Origin of the sequence: Streptomyces sp. NPDC087859 (assembly GCF_044742595.1) — a bacterium.
GTDB classification, from domain to species: Bacteria; Actinomycetota; Actinomycetes; order Streptomycetales; family Streptomycetaceae; genus Streptomyces; species Streptomyces canus_F.
Window position 1 is genome coordinate 266197 of record NZ_JBIUUU010000010.1, and the last position, 15506, is coordinate 281702.

14 protein-coding genes are annotated in these 15506 nt (G+C 71.4%); 10 read left to right on the forward strand and 4 right to left on the reverse strand.

The window, feature by feature from the left end; genetic code table 11:
- The first annotated feature begins 92 nt into the window (after nucleotides 1–92).
- Nucleotides 93–1214, forward strand: a complete 1122-nt coding sequence (locus tag ACIOHP_RS25860; protein ID WP_401891322.1) for a transglycosylase family protein — start codon at nucleotides 93–95, stop codon at nucleotides 1212–1214.
- Between the two features lie 28 nt (nucleotides 1215–1242).
- Here the strand turns inward: ACIOHP_RS25860 and ACIOHP_RS25865 are convergent, their stop codons facing one another.
- Nucleotides 1243–2409, reverse strand: coding sequence for a DMT family transporter (locus tag ACIOHP_RS25865; RefSeq protein WP_401891325.1), 1167 nt, complete (start codon nucleotides 2407–2409; stop codon nucleotides 1243–1245).
- A gap of 210 nt (nucleotides 2410–2619) precedes the next feature.
- Between ACIOHP_RS25865 and ACIOHP_RS25870 the strand changes: the two genes are divergently transcribed.
- The 5 genes from ACIOHP_RS25870 to ACIOHP_RS25890 all read left to right on the forward strand — a co-directional run bounded on the left by ACIOHP_RS25870 (nucleotide 2620) and on the right by ACIOHP_RS25890 (nucleotide 8923).
- Nucleotides 2620–3369: a (2Fe-2S)-binding protein gene (locus ACIOHP_RS25870; RefSeq protein ID WP_401891328.1), complete on the forward strand. Its 750-nt coding sequence runs from the start codon at nucleotides 2620–2622 to the stop codon at nucleotides 3367–3369.
- 40 nt (nucleotides 3370–3409) lie between these two features.
- Nucleotides 3410–4564: a glycogen synthase gene (glgA, locus tag ACIOHP_RS25875; RefSeq protein ID WP_401891331.1), complete on the forward strand. Its 1155-nt coding sequence runs from the start codon at nucleotides 3410–3412 to the stop codon at nucleotides 4562–4564.
- 48 nt (nucleotides 4565–4612) lie between these two features.
- Nucleotides 4613–5833: a glucose-1-phosphate adenylyltransferase gene (glgC, locus tag ACIOHP_RS25880; protein ID WP_327720898.1), complete on the forward strand. Its 1221-nt coding sequence runs from the start codon at nucleotides 4613–4615 to the stop codon at nucleotides 5831–5833.
- Nucleotides 5834–5981: 148 nt separating this feature from the next.
- Nucleotides 5982–7301: a wax ester/triacylglycerol synthase family O-acyltransferase gene (locus tag ACIOHP_RS25885; protein ID WP_401891335.1), complete on the forward strand. Its 1320-nt coding sequence runs from the start codon at nucleotides 5982–5984 to the stop codon at nucleotides 7299–7301.
- 104 nt (nucleotides 7302–7405) lie between these two features.
- Nucleotides 7406–8923, forward strand: a complete 1518-nt coding sequence (locus ACIOHP_RS25890; protein WP_361555764.1) for an SDR family NAD(P)-dependent oxidoreductase — start codon at nucleotides 7406–7408, stop codon at nucleotides 8921–8923.
- Nucleotides 8924–9098: 175 nt separating this feature from the next.
- Here the strand turns inward: ACIOHP_RS25890 and ACIOHP_RS25895 are convergent, their stop codons facing one another.
- The gene (locus ACIOHP_RS25895) at nucleotides 9099–9905 is read right to left on the reverse strand and encodes an SDR family oxidoreductase (protein WP_401891337.1); all 807 of its coding nucleotides are present in this window, start codon (nucleotides 9903–9905) and stop codon (nucleotides 9099–9101) included.
- A gap of 25 nt (nucleotides 9906–9930) precedes the next feature.
- Nucleotides 9931–10326, reverse strand: a complete 396-nt coding sequence (locus ACIOHP_RS25900; RefSeq protein ID WP_401891339.1) for a hypothetical protein — start codon at nucleotides 10324–10326, stop codon at nucleotides 9931–9933.
- Between the two features lie 463 nt (nucleotides 10327–10789).
- Here ACIOHP_RS25900 and ACIOHP_RS25905 point away from each other — a divergent pair, with 463 nt between their 5' ends.
- The 3 genes from ACIOHP_RS25905 to ACIOHP_RS25915 are packed head-to-tail and all read left to right on the forward strand — an operon-like array spanning nucleotide 10790 to nucleotide 12050.
- On the forward strand, nucleotides 10790–10963 hold the full coding sequence (locus ACIOHP_RS25905; protein ID WP_107080540.1) for a hypothetical protein: 174 nt from the start codon (nucleotides 10790–10792) through the stop codon (nucleotides 10961–10963).
- Between the two features lie 46 nt (nucleotides 10964–11009).
- Nucleotides 11010–11492: a GNAT family N-acetyltransferase gene (locus ACIOHP_RS25910; RefSeq protein WP_046257336.1), complete on the forward strand. Its 483-nt coding sequence runs from the start codon at nucleotides 11010–11012 to the stop codon at nucleotides 11490–11492.
- On the forward strand, nucleotides 11493–12050 hold the full coding sequence (locus tag ACIOHP_RS25915) for an SMI1/KNR4 family protein (RefSeq protein WP_401891340.1): 558 nt from the start codon (nucleotides 11493–11495) through the stop codon (nucleotides 12048–12050).
- Nucleotides 12051–12056: 6 nt separating this feature from the next.
- On the opposite strand, the gene ACIOHP_RS25920 is transcribed toward ACIOHP_RS25915, so the two are convergent.
- Nucleotides 12057–13400, reverse strand: coding sequence for an amidase (locus ACIOHP_RS25920; RefSeq protein WP_401891342.1), 1344 nt, complete (start codon nucleotides 13398–13400; stop codon nucleotides 12057–12059).
- 272 nt (nucleotides 13401–13672) lie between these two features.
- On the opposite strand from ACIOHP_RS25920, the gene ACIOHP_RS25925 reads away from it, so the two are divergent.
- Nucleotides 13673–15505 (forward strand): family 20 glycosylhydrolase, encoded by a 1833-nt coding sequence (locus tag ACIOHP_RS25925; RefSeq protein WP_401891343.1) that lies wholly within the window; start codon nucleotides 13673–13675, stop codon nucleotides 15503–15505.
- Nucleotide 15506 lies beyond the last annotated feature (1 nt).

Sequence of the window (15506 nt, forward strand, 5' to 3'; positions counted from 1 at the left end):
TTCGCGGTGCAGGGCGGCTGATTGCCGTCTTGTCATGGCCTGTTCGGGGCGCTTACTTTTGGCCCTCCTGACGAATGTCGAGGGGGAGCTCCATGGCCGTACGCGGCCGGCACCGCCGGTATCAGCCGAACAGGATCAACCGCGCCTCACTCACCGTCACGGCGGGCGGTGCCGGAATGGCGATGCCGCTCATCGGCGCCGGCACGGCCCAGGCGGCCGACGTGGACACCTGGAACAAGGTCGCCGCGTGCGAGTCGACCAACAACTGGAGCATCAACACCGGCAACGGGTACTACGGCGGCCTTCAGTTCGCCCAGTCCACCTGGGAGGCGTTCGGCGGCACCCGGTACGCGCCGCGCGCCGATCTCGCCACCAAGGACGAGCAGATCGCCGTGGCGGAGAAGGTGCTGGACGGGCAGGGGCCGGGAGCCTGGCCGACGTGCTCGGTCGAGGCCGGGCTCACCCGCGGGGGCGACACCCCGGACATCCACCCCGCCGGGTCCACCAAGAGCTCCGTCCAGGACGTACAGCCGCAGACCACGCCCCAGTCCCGGGCCGGGACGGCCGAGATGTACACGGTGGTCCGCGGCGACAGCCTCTCGGGCATCGCCGAGCGGGAGGACGTCAAGGGCGGCTGGCAGCGGCTCTACGCCGCGAACCGGAAGGCCATCGGGGCCGATCCCGACCTCATCCTGCCGGGGCAGCGGCTCAGTCTGCGCGGCAAGGCGGTCACGACGACCACCCAGACGTCCTCCAAGTCGACGTCGGAGAAGTCCGGTTCGGACACGGAGGAGACGGGGGAGACGAGTCGTTCGCTCGTCGCGCCGGTCGACGCCCCCACCGGAACGCCGTACCACAAGGCGGGTTCGTCCTGGTCGAAGGGCTATCACACCGGCGTCGACTTCGCCGTGGCCACCGGTACCTCCGTGAAGGCGGTTGCGGCGGGGCGGGTGGTCAGTTCCGGGTGGGCCGGTTCGTTCGGCTACCAGGTGGTGATCCGGCACGCGGACGGCAGGTACACCCAGTACGCGCATCTGTCGGCGATCTCCGTGAAGAGCGGACAGGGCGTCGGCGCCGGGCAGCGGATCGGCCGCTCCGGGTCCACGGGCAACAGCACGGGCCCGCATCTGCACTTCGAAGTGCGGACGGGGCCCGGCTTCGGCACCGACATCGACCCGGTCGCGTATCTGCGGACGGGCGGTGTCAGGCTCTGAGGTCTGCCGGGGACGCGGTCGCGTGCGGTCAGGATTTGACACGCATGCGATGGCGGTCCGGGACCGGCATCGGGACGTACGACGCGCCGTAGAGCGGGCCGTAGAGGAAGACCGGGGCGTCGTCGGGGTCCTGCGGCGCGACGTCCTGGACCGACTCCGGCGCCGGGACCAGGACCTCCTCCCGGACCGCCGACTGCTCGGGGAGGCCGGCGAGCAACTGCTCGGCGGTGACGGGCTCGGCCAGGCCGGCCAGCAGGTTCCGGGCGGAGACGGACTCCGGCACGTTCACCCTGGCGGTCGGCACGCTCACCCTCGCGGCGGGCTCGGGGAGCGCCGCGGCGGGCTCGGGCAGTGCCGGCGTCTCGGTGCGTGCGAGCCGCTCGGTCGTCAGCAGGATCAGACCGCCCGCCGTCACCACGGCGCAGCCCAGGGCGAGCACGGTGCCCATGGTGCCGTAGCGGAAGGTCTCACCGAACATCGTGATGCCGACCGCGGCGGCGGCCACCGGGTTCACGACCGTGAGGGTCGCCAGCGGGGCCGCGAGACCGGCACCGCGGTAGGAGGCCTGGGAGAGCAGCACACCGGCCGTGGCCAGGACGCCGATCACGGCCAGGGAGGGCACGTCCGCCGTGGACACACCGCCGGTCCAGTCGACCGCGACGGTCTTGGTGAAGACCGAGGACATGCCGAACGCGATACCGGACGCGGTGGCGAGCAGGATGCTGCGCACCGCCGGGTGCCGGTGGGCCGCCCGGCCCGCGATCATCAGCGCGACGACGGCGAGGCCGGTGGCCGTGGCGACCGCCACCCGCTGCGTCGTGTCCAGCGACTGTGCGTCGGCGGTGCCGACCAGGGAGAGCAGACCGGCCAGACCCACGGTCGACATGATCGCGCCGCGCCAGGCCGTCGCCCCGGCCTTGCGGCGCACGAACAGCGCCGCCATGGGCAGGGCGAACACGATGGTCAGGGCGCCCAGCGGCTGCACCAGGCTCAGCGGGCCGTACGCCAGCGCCACCACGTGCAGCAGTCCGCCCAGGCCGTTCAGAGCGATCGCCGCCCACCAGCTCGCCCGCCGCAGGGGCGCGAACTGCTGCTCGGGGGAGGACACCGCGACCTGCTCCTGGACGATCGCCCCACCGGCGTACGCGACGGCGGAAACGAGCGACAGGACCACGGACAACGCGAGGGCGCTCATGAGCTGCTCCTCTGCGAGAGGCAGGGGCGGTGGCCCCGGCGCGGCGAACGGTCGGCTTCCATGTGCAACACGATGCCGCGAAAAGCCATTCCCGTCGTCGTACCTGAGCAGGCAATGGGTCCTACTGCCGATGGAGTACTACGGAGGGTGGGTCCTCCCCAAGGTGGGTGACACCACGTAGAGCCCCGCTGGGGGAACCCCCTAGGGGCCTTGGTACTACTGCTCCTCGTGGACCTCGACGCCGATCTCGCCGCGCTCCGCCCGCTCGGCGGCTTCTTTCTCCTACGCACGGGCGCAGCGCCGCGTTCACCACTCCCGACGCTAGCTCAGACGTACGAAGATGGAAAGTGTGATGTTTACGGAAATTCCATGACTTTCCGTATCCAAAAGGTCTCCGACCTGCTGAGCGCCCCCGAGCCGCGTATCGCCGCCTCGATCGCCCACCAGGGACTCGCGTCCCGGCTGTGGTCGGCGGCGCTCGGCTGTGCCGTCCTATACGGCCGGATCCCCGACCTGGACGCCCGGCTCGTGCGCTGGGACGCCGACGGCAGCGCCCCCGACGACCTGTGGCTCACCGAGGTCCGCCCGCTGCCCGGGGACGCCGCGAGCCTCGCGGACGCCGTCCTCGTGGGCCACCTCGAACCGCTGGCGGAGGCGCTGCGCACCCGGTACCGGGTCGCGCCCGGCCTGCTGCGCGGCAACGCGGCCTCCGCGCTGGCCGGCGCCGCCCGGCAGCTGACGGGATGGGCGCGGGCGAACGGCCGTCCCGACGCCGCCGCCCGCACCCGCGCCCTGCTCGCGGAACTCCTCGCCCACCCCGGTCTCGCCGGCACGCTCGACCCGGGCACCCTCCGACGGCGCAGCTGCTGCCTCTACTACCGCGTGCCCGGCGGGGGCGTCTGCGGGGACTGTTGCTTCACACGGCCCCCGCGGTCTTCCCCGGGCGCCGCATCTGGGTGACCATGAGGAGCAATCAGCCGCTGAGATCAGGGGGTTCCGGGTGCGAGTGGGACTGCTGACCCGGGAGTACCCGCCGGATGTGTACGGCGGCGCGGGCGTCCATGTCGAGTTCCTCGCCCGGGAGTTGAGCTCCCTGATCGACCTCGACGTGCACTGCTGGGGCGAGGGCCGCGCGGAGGGCGTCGTACGCCATCGCCCCTGGCCGGTGCTGGACACCGCCAACGACGCGCTGCGCACCTTCTCCGTGGACCTCGCGATGACCGCGGGCCTCGAAGGCCGCGAACTCGTCCACTCGCACACCTGGTACGCCAACCTCGCCGGCCACCTCGGCAAGCTGCTGTACGGCATCCCGCACGTGATGACCGCCCACTCGCTGGAGCCGCTGCGCCCCTGGAAGGCCGAGCAGCTCGGCGGCGGCTACGCCCTGTCGAGCTGGGCCGAGCGCACCGCGATCGAGTCCGCCGACGCGGTGATCGCCGTGTCGGGAGCGATGCGCGAGGACATCCTCGCCTGCTACCCGGCTCTGGACCCGGCCCGGGTGCACGTCGTGCACAACGGCATCGACACCGCGCTCTACCGGCCCGACCACGGCACCGAGGCCCTCACCCGCATCGGCGTCGACCCGGACCGCCCCTTCGTGCTGTTCGTCGGCCGCATCACCCGGCAGAAGGGCGTGCCCCATCTGCTGCGCGCGGTACGGGACATCGATCCGGCCGCACAGGTCGTGCTGTGCGCCGGAGCGCCCGACACCCCGGAGATCGACCGCGAGTTCCGCGAGCTGTTCCAGGAGCTGAGCCGCGTCCGCGAGGGCGTCCACTGGATCCCGCAGATGCTGCCGCGTCCGGATGTGATCCAACTCCTCACCCACGCCGCCGTGTTCGTCTGTCCTTCGGTGTACGAACCTCTCGGTATCGTCAATCTGGAGGCCATGGCGTGCGGAACCCCCGTGGTGGCCTCGCGGGTCGGTGGCATCCCGGAGGTCGTCGACGACGGCAAGACCGGTCTGCTCGTCCCGGTGGACGACGATTTCGAGCCCGCGCTGGCACGCGCGCTGGACTCGGTCCTCGGTGATCCGGAGGGCGCCCGGCGGATGGGCGAGGCCGGGCGGGAGCGCGCCGTGGGCGAGTTCGGCTGGGACGCGGTGGCGCGGCGGACGGTGCGGCTCTATGAGGAGATCCTCAAACAGGCGTACTAGAGGCCGGTCCAGGGCAGGCATGGATCAATCAGGGTGAGGGGAGCGGCCATGCGGCGTGGCGGACCTTCGGTGCTCGGCATCGTGTTGGCGGGCGGAGAAGGCAAACGCCTGATGCCCCTGACCGCGGACCGCGCGAAACCAGCGGTCACTTTCGGAGGAACGTATCGCCTGGTCGATTTCGTCCTCTCCAACCTCGTGAACGGCGACATCCTGCGCATCTGCGTCCTGACGCAGTACAAGTCGCACTCGCTGGACCGGCACATCACCACCACCTGGCGGATGTCGAGCCTGCTCGGCAACTACGTCACCCCGGTCCCGGCCCAGCAGCGGCTCGGCCCGCGCTGGTACCTGGGCAGTGCCGACGCCATCCTGCAGTCGCTGAACCTCGTGCACGACGAGGAGCCCGAGTACGTGGTGGTGTTCGGCGCCGACCACGTGTACCGGATGGACCCGCGGCAGATGCTCACCCAGCACATCGAGAGCGGGGCGGGGGTGACGGTGGCCGGCATCCGGGTGCCGCGCTCGGAGTCCTCGCAGTTCGGTGTGATCACGCCGGGGTCGGACGGGCTGACCGTGGAGCGCTTCCTGGAGAAGCCCGCCGACCCGCCCGGTCTCGCGGACGATCCGGAGTGCGTCTTCGCCTCGATGGGCAACTACATCTTCACCACCAAGGCCCTGATAGAGGCGCTGCAGCGGGACGCCGAGGACGAGAACTCGGTGCACGACATGGGCGGCTCGATCCTGCCCCAGCTCACCGACCGGGGCGAGGCACAGCTGTACGACTTCAGCCTCAACCACGTGCCCGGCGAGACCACCCGCGACCAGGGCTACTGGCGTGACGTCGGCACCCTGGACGCCTACTACGACGCCCACATGGACCTCATCGCCGAGCGCCCCGCGTTCAACCTCTACAACCGGCAGTGGCCCATCTATACCCACTCCGGCCAGCTCTCCCCGGCCCGGTTCAACGCGGGCGGCATGGCCAGCGAGTCGATCATCAGTGCGGGCTGCCTCATCCGCGGTCAGGTCACGCGCTCGATTCTGTCGCCGGGCGTCAGGGTGGACCCGGGGGCGGTGGTCCAGGGTTCGATCCTGCACGACAACGTCCACATAGGCCGGGGCGCGGTGGTGCGTGGTGCGGTCCTCGACAAGAACGTCGAGGTGCCGCCGGGTGCGACGATCGGGGTGAATCCGGAGCGGGACGCGGAGCTCTACACCGTCTCCAAGGGGGGCGTGATCGCGCTCGGCAAGGGCCAGCAGGTGTCCTGAGACACAGTGATGGCGCCCCTGTGGCTGCTGGGGCGCCCATGGCCGGACTTAATCTGCTGTTAACTGTGCGTAGCTTGATCACACTTGACCGTAATCACGTGCGGGCGATTGACTGCTTGCTCACCCGTCGTCGACGCGAGGCAAGCCATTGAATTCTGACCTGCTCGCCCCTCTCGACCTGGCTTTCTGGAACATCGAGTCCCCGGAACACCCCATGCACCTGGGCGCCCTCGGCGTCTTCTCGGCCCACTCGCCCGCCGCGGGCGCCCACGCGGCCGACCTGCTCGCCGCGCGGGCGGCGGCGGTGCCGGGGCTGCGGATGCGGATCCGGGACGTCTGGCAGCCGCTGGCCTTCGGCGGCGCCACGCGCGAGCCCGCCCCCGACTTCGACCCCCTGGACCATGTCCGGCTGCACGCGCCCACCGCCGACTTCCACGCGGTCGCCGGGCGGCTCATGGAGCGTCCGCTGGAGCGCGGCCGGCCGCCGTGGGAGGCCCATGTCCTCCCCGGCGAGGACGGCTGCTCCTTCGCCGTGCTCTTCAAGTTCCACCACGCCCTGGCCGACGGACTGCGCGCGCTGACCCTCGCGGCCGCCATCCTCGACCCGATGGACCTGCCGGCCCGCAAGCCGCGTCCCGAGGAGCCCGCGAAGGGCTTCTTCCCCGACGTACGCAAGCTGCCGGGGTTCATCAAGGGCACCGTCTCCGACGTGGGCCGCGCCCTCGACATCGGCGCGTCCGTTGCCCTGTCCACCGTCGGGGTGCGCTCGTCCTCCGCACTGACCTCCGAGCCGAGCGGAACCCGGCGTACCGCGGGGGTCGTCGTCGACCTCGACGACGTGCACCGGGTGCGCAAGACCCGGGGCGGCACCGTCAACGACGTCCTGATCGCGGTCGTCGCCGGCGCCCTGCGCCGCTGGCTGGACGAGCGCGGCGACGGCAGCGAGGGCGTGGCGCCCCGTGCCCTGATCCCGGTCTCCAAGCGCCGCCCGCGCACCGCGCACCCCCAGGGCAACCGCCTCTCCGGCTACCTGATGCGGCTTCCGGTCGACGACCCCGACCCGCTCGCCCGCCTCGACACGGTCCGCACGGCCATGGACCGGAACAAGGACGCCGGGCCCAACCGGGGCGCCGGCGCGGTCGCCCTGCTCGCGGACCACGTCCCCGCGCTGGGGCACCGCCTCGGCGGGCCGCTGGTGAGCCAGGCAGCCCGGCTCTGGTTCGACATCCTCGTCACCAGCGTCCCCCTGCCCGGCATCGGCCTGAAGCTCGGCGGCAACCCGGTCACGGAGGTCTTCCCCTTCGCGCCGCTGGCCCGCGGCCAGTCCCTCGCGGTCGCGGTCTCGACATACCGCGGGCAGGTCCACTACGGCCTCGTCGCCGACGCCGAGGCGGTACCGGACCTCGACGTCCTGGCCAGGGCGATCACCGCGGAGGTCGAGACGCTCATCACCGCCTGCGAGGCTTGACCGGCCCCGTTTTTGGAGGACCGGCCCGGCGCTCCGTAGAATTCCCTGTTCGAAAGCGGACGCGGTCGGAGCGCCGCACGGTGAGCCAAGGAAACGGCAGCGCGATGACGGTGACAGAGGAAGGCCCGGCGACCACAAACGAGGTCGTCCACGAGCCCGGTGACGAGGTCGTGTACGGCCCCGGCATCGACCCGGAGCGACTGGCCGTCTGCCTCGGCGTGCTCGACGAGCTGGACAAGCTGGAGGTCGACCACCCGGACGCGATCGCCGTGCGCCGGGCCACCGCCGGCGTCTACCGCACCGTCAAGCAGCGCCGTCGCCAGGAGCGCCGGGCCGCCAAGACCGCGCACGACAAGACGGTCACCGAAGCCACCGCGACCGGCTCCGCCCAGCGCATCGACGACGAGACCGAGGGCATCCTGCCGTCGTCGGTCACCGAGGCCGGGCGCATCGCCGGGATACTCCAGCGCCCGCGCTCCTGCTACACCTGCAAGACCCGGTACGTGGAAGTCGACTACTTCTACCACCAGCTCTGTCCGGACTGCGCCGCCCTGAACCGGGACAAGCGTGACGTCCGCGCCGACCTCACCGGCAAGCGCGCCCTGCTCACCGGCGGCCGCGCCAAGATCGGCATGTACATCGCGCTCAGGCTGCTGCGCGACGGCGCGCACACCACGATCACCACGCGCTTCCCCAAGGACGCCATCCGCCGCTTCAAGGCCATGGACGACTCCGCGGACTGGATCCACCGCCTGGAGGTCGTCGGCATCGACCTGCGCGACCCGGCCCAGGCCGTGGCCCTCGCCGACCAGGTCGCCGAGGCGGGCCCGCTGGACATCCTGATCAACAACGCGACGCAGACCGTACGCCGCCTGCCCTCCGCCTACGCCGCGCTGGTCGACGGCGAGAGCGCCCCGCTGCCCGCCGGTGAGCTGCCCGCCCACCATGTCATCGGCGCCTTCGGCTCCGGAGCCGTGGACGGCCTCGCCGCGCTGCCGGTCGGCATCAGCGGCCTCGACGCCCAGCAGGTCGCCGACCTCGCCCTGGTCGCCGGCAACGCCAGCGTCGCCCGGCACCTGGACGGCACCGCCATCGACGCCGGTGGTCTCGTCCCGGACGTCGTCGACACCAACACCTGGGTGCAGACCATCGAGCAGATCTCCCCGGTGGAGCTCCTCGAGACCCAGCTGTGCAACTACACGGCGCCGTTCATCCTCATCAGCAAGCTCCGCCCGGCGATGGCCGAAGCGGCGAAGAAGGCGGCGAGCGGGCGCGCCTACGTCGTCAACGTCTCGGCGATGGAAGGCGTCTTCGGTCGCGGCTACAAGGGCGCGGGCCACCCCAACACCAACGCCGCCAAGGCCGCGATGAACATGGTCACCCGGACCAGCGCCCAGGAGATGTTCCAGAGCGACGGCATCCTCATGACATCCGTCGACACCGGCTGGATCACCGACGAGCGCCCCCACTACGACAAGCTGCGCCTCGCGGAGGAGGGCTTCCACGCGCCCCTCGACCTGGTCGACGGCGCGGCCCGCGTCTACGACCCGGTCGTGCGCGGTGAGGCGGGCGAGGACCTGTACGGCGTCTTCATGAAGGACTACGCGCCCGGCAAGTGGTAGGCCCTTATTCGCTCGCGGGCCCGGGTGCCGGCGTTCTACCGTGACGGTGGAGCGCCGGTGTGCCCGGTGCGATGGTCACGCGTTCTTCGTGGTTCGATCCCATGCAGGCCCACCCGCGGGCCTGTTGCCCTGTCGGAGGGCACCGCGCGACCGCTTTGATCTCGGGCACACGCACTCAGCCGGCTCCCGGCGCCCGCGAGCGCAGCCGCTCGTGCACCGCGTACGTCCCGGAGGAGTACGCGGCCCGCACTCTGGTCCCTCCGTCCACGACCAGGTCCGTCCCGGTCACCCATTCGGCCGCGTCCGAGGCCAGCCAGACGACGGCCCGGGCCACGTCCGCCGGCTCCCCGATCCGCCCGAGCGGCAGCCCCGCCGCGAGCTCGTCCTCGCCCTGCTCCCATACGAAACGGGCCATTTCCGTGCGTACGAGACCAGGGGAGACGGAGTTGACCCGGACCCGCGGGGCCAGCTCGCCCGCGAGCTGCTGGGTGAGGTGGAGCAGGGCCGCCTTGCTGGTTCCGTAGGCACCGATCTGCGGGCCCACATGTTCCGCGCCCTCCGTGCAGATGTTGACGACCGCACCGCCGTGCTCCCGCATCCACGCCCGCCACGCGCCCTGCACCAGCCGCAGCGGCGCCTCCACGTTGACCAGGAACGCCTCGCGCCACGCCAGCGGATCGGCGTCCATGAGCGGGCCGTACGGCTGATTGGTCGCCGCGTTGTTGACGACGACGTCGATCCGGCCGAACGCGTCCAGGGCGAGCCGGACGACCTCGTCCGGATGCGCCGGGTCCGCCACACTGCCCGCCACGCCGATGCCGCCGAGCTCGGCGGCGACCCGCCGCACCTGTGCCGCGTCCCGCGCGGTCACGCACACCAGCGCGCCCGCCGACGCCAGTTGCCCGGCGACCGCCCGCCCGATGCCGCGCGTGCCGCCGGTGACGATCGCGGCCCTGCCCTGAAGTCCGTACGGCGACGTCATCGGCGTACCGTCTCATGACGGACCGTCAGTCAACAGCCCCGAGACGGGAGTTCCGGGACGCCACCAGTTCCAGGACGGTGCGCCAGTCCTCCAGGACCCCGGCGTCGAAGCCCGCGGTCCGGCCCTCCTCGTCCGCCAGCCGCAGGCGCAGCAGGTCGTCGTCGCCGACGGGACCCCGGCGGCGTACGAGGTGGAAGACCCGCTCGCCCAGCAGGGGCCGTACGGCCTCGGCCGCGCGCTCGGCCCGAAGGGTCTCGTCGCCCGGGCACAGCAACTGCCCGATGCCGTGCACCAGCCCCGCCACTTGGAGCTCCTTGTCGGCCGGCCGGCCACGGCGCAGCAGTGCGGCGGTCCGCAGCGCGTGCTGATGCCGGCAGGCGTACAGCAGATCCATCAGCTCTTCGACACTGCGCAGCTCCATGCGTCAGTCCTCCCGCCGGACAAGCCGTTGCCGTCCGTCAGCAGATCATGGCCGCCTTGCGATTCGGCCAACGGGACTTGAACTGCGCTGTCGGGGTGCTCGAAGGCGCGAGCGCCGACGTAGGCCGAACGGGTGATGCCTCGACGGGGCATCAGATGACAAAACCCCACATAGTAGGACCGAGTGCACACAGGCGACTTGGGAAAGTTACCCCTTGTTTTCAGCCCCATCGAGCGGGCCTCCGCTCATTTGGTTAATCTGTAGCGGACGGACAGCAGTACGGGGTCCCACCCACACCCACGGTCCGTCCTGGGGCAGCCGATCACCACGGCCTGTTCTGACATGAGTGACCGGCGCCACCGCGTCCGAACTGTTCTCGACTCAGACCCGAGCGGGCGTCCGGTGACAGATCGCACACTGGCCGGTATGCCCCGAGGGTGACCCGACACATAAGGAGTGCGCGGTGACACCGGAGAAGACGAATCGCGATCAACGGCCCAAGGAACGCCCCGAGCGAGCGGGCCGCCGGCCCGGACAGCTCGGCAGCCTCGACGTGTGGGCGCGCTCCGCCCCCATCCGTCTCGCGGGATACGAGGACGACCTGGCCGAGCCCCACATCCTGCCCAGCGTGGACTGAGCCCCGTCGCGATCGACGTCAGCATGGGCGTGCCAGACTCACGCCCATGCTGATCAGAGAAGCCGCGGCCGACGACTGGCCGCGGATCTGGCCTTTCTGGCACCGGATCGTCGCCGCGGGGGAGACCTACGCCTGGGATCCGGACACTTCCGAGGAGGCGGCACGGGCACTGTGGATGAGCCCGGCCAAGCGCGTGTACGTCGTCGAGGACGAGACCGGCGCCGTCGTCGCCTCCGCCTACACCACCCCCAACTACGGCGGGCCCGCCGCCCGCGTGGCCAACGCGGGCTTCATGGTCGACCCCGACCACACGGGCCGTGGCTTCGGCCGCGCTCTCGCCGAGCACGTCCTGACCGCCGCCAAGTCCGACGGATACCGCGGCATGGTCTTCAACGCCGTCGTCGAGACGAACCCGGCCGTCGCCCTGTGGACCTCCCTCGGCTTCACGGTCCTGGGCACGGTGCCGGACGCGTACGAGCATCCGCGGCAGGGGCTGGTGGGGCTGCACGTGATGTACAAGGCGCTCTAGGTGGAGACACCGCCTCTGAGCGCGGCCGAGGTGGCCGAGGCCGAGCGGGAGTTGGGCGTCTCGTTCCCCGCCGAGTACCGCGCGTATCTGCTGGAGGTAGGCGCGGGCGGGACCGTCTCCCGGCTGGCGCGGACGGAACAGGGCTGGTGGTGGGAGAACAACTCGCGTGCCGCGCGCGAGCTGCTCGCCGTCCCCTTCCCGCACCCCGACTCCTACGTCGTCGAGGACGACGAGCTGGGCGACCGTGAGCCGCGCGCCGAGGACTTCGCCGACGACGGCGCCTACCAGGCCGCCTGGCGGGCCTGGGACGACGAGTGCGGAGTGTTCGAGGACCGCAAGACGGCCGGCGCGATCGTCATCCAGGAGCACGGCTGCGGCTTCGCCACGCTCCTGGCGCTGACCGGCCCGCTCGCCGGCACCGTGTGGTGGGACGGGCGGGCCACCTGCGATCTGATCGTGCCGCTCTCCCTCGACCACGTGGGCGGCGCCCGCCCCGTCACCTTCGGCGAGTGGCTCGTCCGGAGCTCCCAGGAGCTCCGGCCGCCCGGCTGGGGCTGACCCGGCTCAGTCCAGCGGTGCCGTCCGCTCCCACGGGTGCAGCGTCTCCAGCTGCTCCGCGACCTCCAGCAGTACCGCCTCCGAGCCCGGCCGTCCCACCAGTTGTACGGCGGTGGGGGCGCCGGAGGGGAGCTTGCCGAAGGGGACGGACATCGCGGGCCAGCCGGTGAGGTTCCAGGGCGGAGTGAGCGGCGAGTAGTTGGTGTTGGCGAGGACGTTGCGGAGCCAGCCCCGCTCGTGCCAGGGCACCGACTTGGGGGAGCGGCGGGCCAGGGCCGGGGTGAGCAGGACGTCGTACTCCTCGAAGAACGGCTCCAGACGGCGGCGCAGCGCGTCGCGGCTCGCGCCGGTGCGCACTCCCTTCACGAAGCGGCGGCCCACCGCCGCGTGGACCCGGGTGCGGCGCGTCAGCTGTCGCGGGTCCAGGCCCTGGGCGTCCTCGGAGGTGCCCGCCGTCCAGTGGGCGAGCGAGGTGAAGCTCAGCGACATCGGGTAGGACGGGTCGGCGCGGCGGACCTGGTGGCCCGCCTTCATCAGGACTCCGGCGGCCTCCCGGGCGGCGGCCGTGTACGGCTTGGTGACGGCGATGCCGGCGATCGGGCTGCGCAGGGAGAGCGCGATCGTGTGCGTCGCGGCGGCGGACGGGGACTCCGGCTCCATGTCCGCCAGGATGGCCAGCATCAGCCGGGCGTCCTGGACCGTCGTGGCCAGGGGCCCGTTCTCGGACATGCCGAACCAGTCGCCGTCGCTGACGCCCGCCGGGACCACGCCGTGGCCGGGCTTGATGGTGACGAGGCCGCAGTTGGCCGCCGGGATGCGCAGGGAGCCCATGCCGTCGTTGCCCAGCGCGATCGGCACCAGGCCCGAGGCGACCGCGGCCGCGCTGCCGCCCGAGGAGCCGCCCGCGGTGCGCGAGGTGTCCCAGGGGTTGCGGGCGGTGCCGTGGACGCCCTCCGTCGTACCGAAGACGCACAGTTCCGGCACGTTGGTCAGGCCCACGACCACCGCACCCGCCGCCCGCAGCCGGGCCACCGTGACGTGGTCCTCGGTGGACGGGGTGTCCGGTGTGGCCGCGGAGCCGACGCGCTTGGACTCGCCGCGGACGGCGAGGTTGTCCTTGACGGCGATCGGCACACCCGCGAGGGGTAGCTCGGCCAGGTCGGCGCGGGCACCCACCTCGTCGGCCTCGGCGAGCGCGGCCTCGGCCCGTACCGTCCGGAAGGCCCCGATACGGCCGTCGAGCCGCTCGATCCGGGCGAGGTGCTCGGCCACCACCTCACGGGGTGTGGCCCGCTTCTCCTGCACGGCGGCGGCGATCTCGGCGGCGGTCCGGCCGATCCAGCTGGTCACGGGTGCTCCTCGGGGGGTACTGGCGAGTACGTAGGGAGAACTGTGCCTCTGCTCGGGCGTCACGTCGAGAGGGGGACGGGCCCGGGACGGGCCTTCGGGCGCGTGGAGGACCGCCTTGGACATTCGCGCCGGTGTTCTTGGACTTTTGGCGACCGGGCATCCGAAGAAGCCCAGGTCATCCGATCAATGGCTCAACTTGGCTGACTTCTCGTCCCATTGACAGTCCCTGAGGGTCGCCCAATCATCAGTCATCCGATGAATGGGAGTCGCTCGTGAGAACGTTTCCGAGACGTCAGATCCTGGGCGTCGCCGCCGCGCTGGCCCTGCTCCTGGCGCCGGTCCCGGCGGTCGCCCAGGAGGAACCCCGGCCGCCGGTCACGGTGCCCGCACTGGGCAACTGGACGCCGGAATCCGGCCGTTACGAGTTCGGACCCGGTACCCGCCTTGTGGCGGACGGTCCGGCCGGGCGCAGGGTCGCCGACACCCTCGCCGACGATCTGCGGGAAGCCGGACACGGCACCGTGCCGGTCGTCGGCGGCGCGGCGCGCGCCGGGGACATCGTTGTCGACGTCCAGCCGTCCCGGAAGCCGCTCGGAGCCGAGGGGTACGAACTCCGGTCCGGGAAGCGGCTGTCGGTGACCGGCGCCACCGAGACCGGTGCCTTCTACGGCACCCGGACCCTCCTCCAGCTCCTCGCCCAGGGCGACAGGATTCCCGCCGGACGCACGGTCGACGTACCGCGCTACAAGGAACGCGGAGTCGGCGTCTGCGCCTGTTACATCCACATCTCCCTGCCCTGGCTGGAGAACCTCGTCCGGGAGATGGCGTACCACAAGCTCAACCAGCTGCTCCTCGAACTGAAGGTGAAGAGCGACGCCCACCCCGAGGCGGACACCTGGGGCTACTACACCAAGGACGAGATCCGCCGGCTCGTCGCCCTCGGCGAGAAGTACCACGTCGAGATCATCCCGGAGATCAACTCCCCGGGGCACATGGACCCGTGGATCGAGAACCGCCCCGATCTCCAGCTCACCGACGCCGACGGCGCCAAGCAGCCCTCACGGCTCGACATCACCCGGCCCGCCGCCTTCGACTACTACACCGGCCTGATCGACGAGTACGCCCAGGTCTTCACGTCCCCGGCCTGGCACATGGGCGCCGACGAGTACATGCTCGGCTCCGACTTCGCCAAGTACCCGCAGATCCTCGAGTACGCCCAGGACAGATACGGTTCCGGCGCCACCCCGCAGGACGCCTTCATCGACTTCGTCAACCGCGTTCACACCTACGCGGCGAGCAAGGGCAAGAGTCTGCGCATCTGGAACGACGGGCTCACCGGCGCCAACACCGTCCCGGTGACGGCCGGCACGACCGTCGAGCACTGGCTGAACGTCACGGTGAAGCCCAGCCGGATCATCGCCCAGGGCTATCCGTTGATGAACGCGGCCTACGCCCTCTATCTCGTCCGCGGTGGCTTCCACAGCGACACCGAGGGCCTGTACGACCAGAGTTGGGACCCGCGCAGCTTCGAGGGCGAGAAGCTCACCTCCGCCGAGGGCATCACCGGAGCCAAGATCAGCCTCTGGCCGGACAACGGGCGCGGGGAGACCGAGAACGAGGTCGCGGTACGGCTCTGGCCCGCCCTGCGCCACATCGCCCAGGCCACCTGGGGCGACCCGCATCCGGACGCCACGTACGACGGGTTCACCGCGCGCGGCACGGCGGTCGGGCACGCGCCGGGATGGCGGGACCTGGCGAAGCCGCAGGTGGCGGATGGGACGTACACCTTCCAGGCGGACGGCGTGTCCTTCGATGCCGACGTGGCGCGCACACCGGACGGCTATGTGACCCCGCGCGGCCCGGCCGGGTGTCTCGCCGTGAGCGGCGGCAAGCTCACGCTCAACGTCCCGCTCCAGCCCGGCGTCGAGGCCACCTGGGACACCTGCGCCGCCGCGAACACGCTGCAACGCTGGGAGTTGCGCGGCAGCGGGGACGGATACCGCCTCGTCAACGCCGTCACGCAGATGGCCCTGAGCGTGACGAACGGCCGGATCGTGCAGTACCCGCCCGACCAGCACCCGCCCGCCGTATGGCAGTTGACCTGAG

Bases quoted from the DNA above. Each gene is read 5' to 3' on its own strand.
- ACIOHP_RS25860 (WP_401891322.1), top strand. From the start codon at position 93: ATGGCCGTACGCGGCCGGCACCGCCGGTATCAGCCGAACAGGATCAAC.
- ACIOHP_RS25865 (WP_401891325.1), bottom strand. From the start codon at position 2,409: ATGAGCGCCCTCGCGTTGTCCGTGGTCCTGTCGCTCGTTTCCGCCGTC.
- glgC (WP_327720898.1), top strand. From the start codon at position 4,613: ATGCGGCGTGGCGGACCTTCGGTGCTCGGCATCGTGTTGGCGGGCGGA.
- ACIOHP_RS25890 (WP_361555764.1), top strand. From the start codon at position 7,406: ATGACGGTGACAGAGGAAGGCCCGGCGACCACAAACGAGGTCGTCCAC.
- ACIOHP_RS25895 (WP_401891337.1), bottom strand. From the start codon at position 9,905: ATGACGTCGCCGTACGGACTTCAGGGCAGGGCCGCGATCGTCACCGGC.
- ACIOHP_RS25900 (WP_401891339.1), bottom strand. From the start codon at position 10,326: ATGGAGCTGCGCAGTGTCGAAGAGCTGATGGATCTGCTGTACGCCTGC.
- ACIOHP_RS25910 (WP_046257336.1), top strand. From the start codon at position 11,010: ATGCTGATCAGAGAAGCCGCGGCCGACGACTGGCCGCGGATCTGGCCT.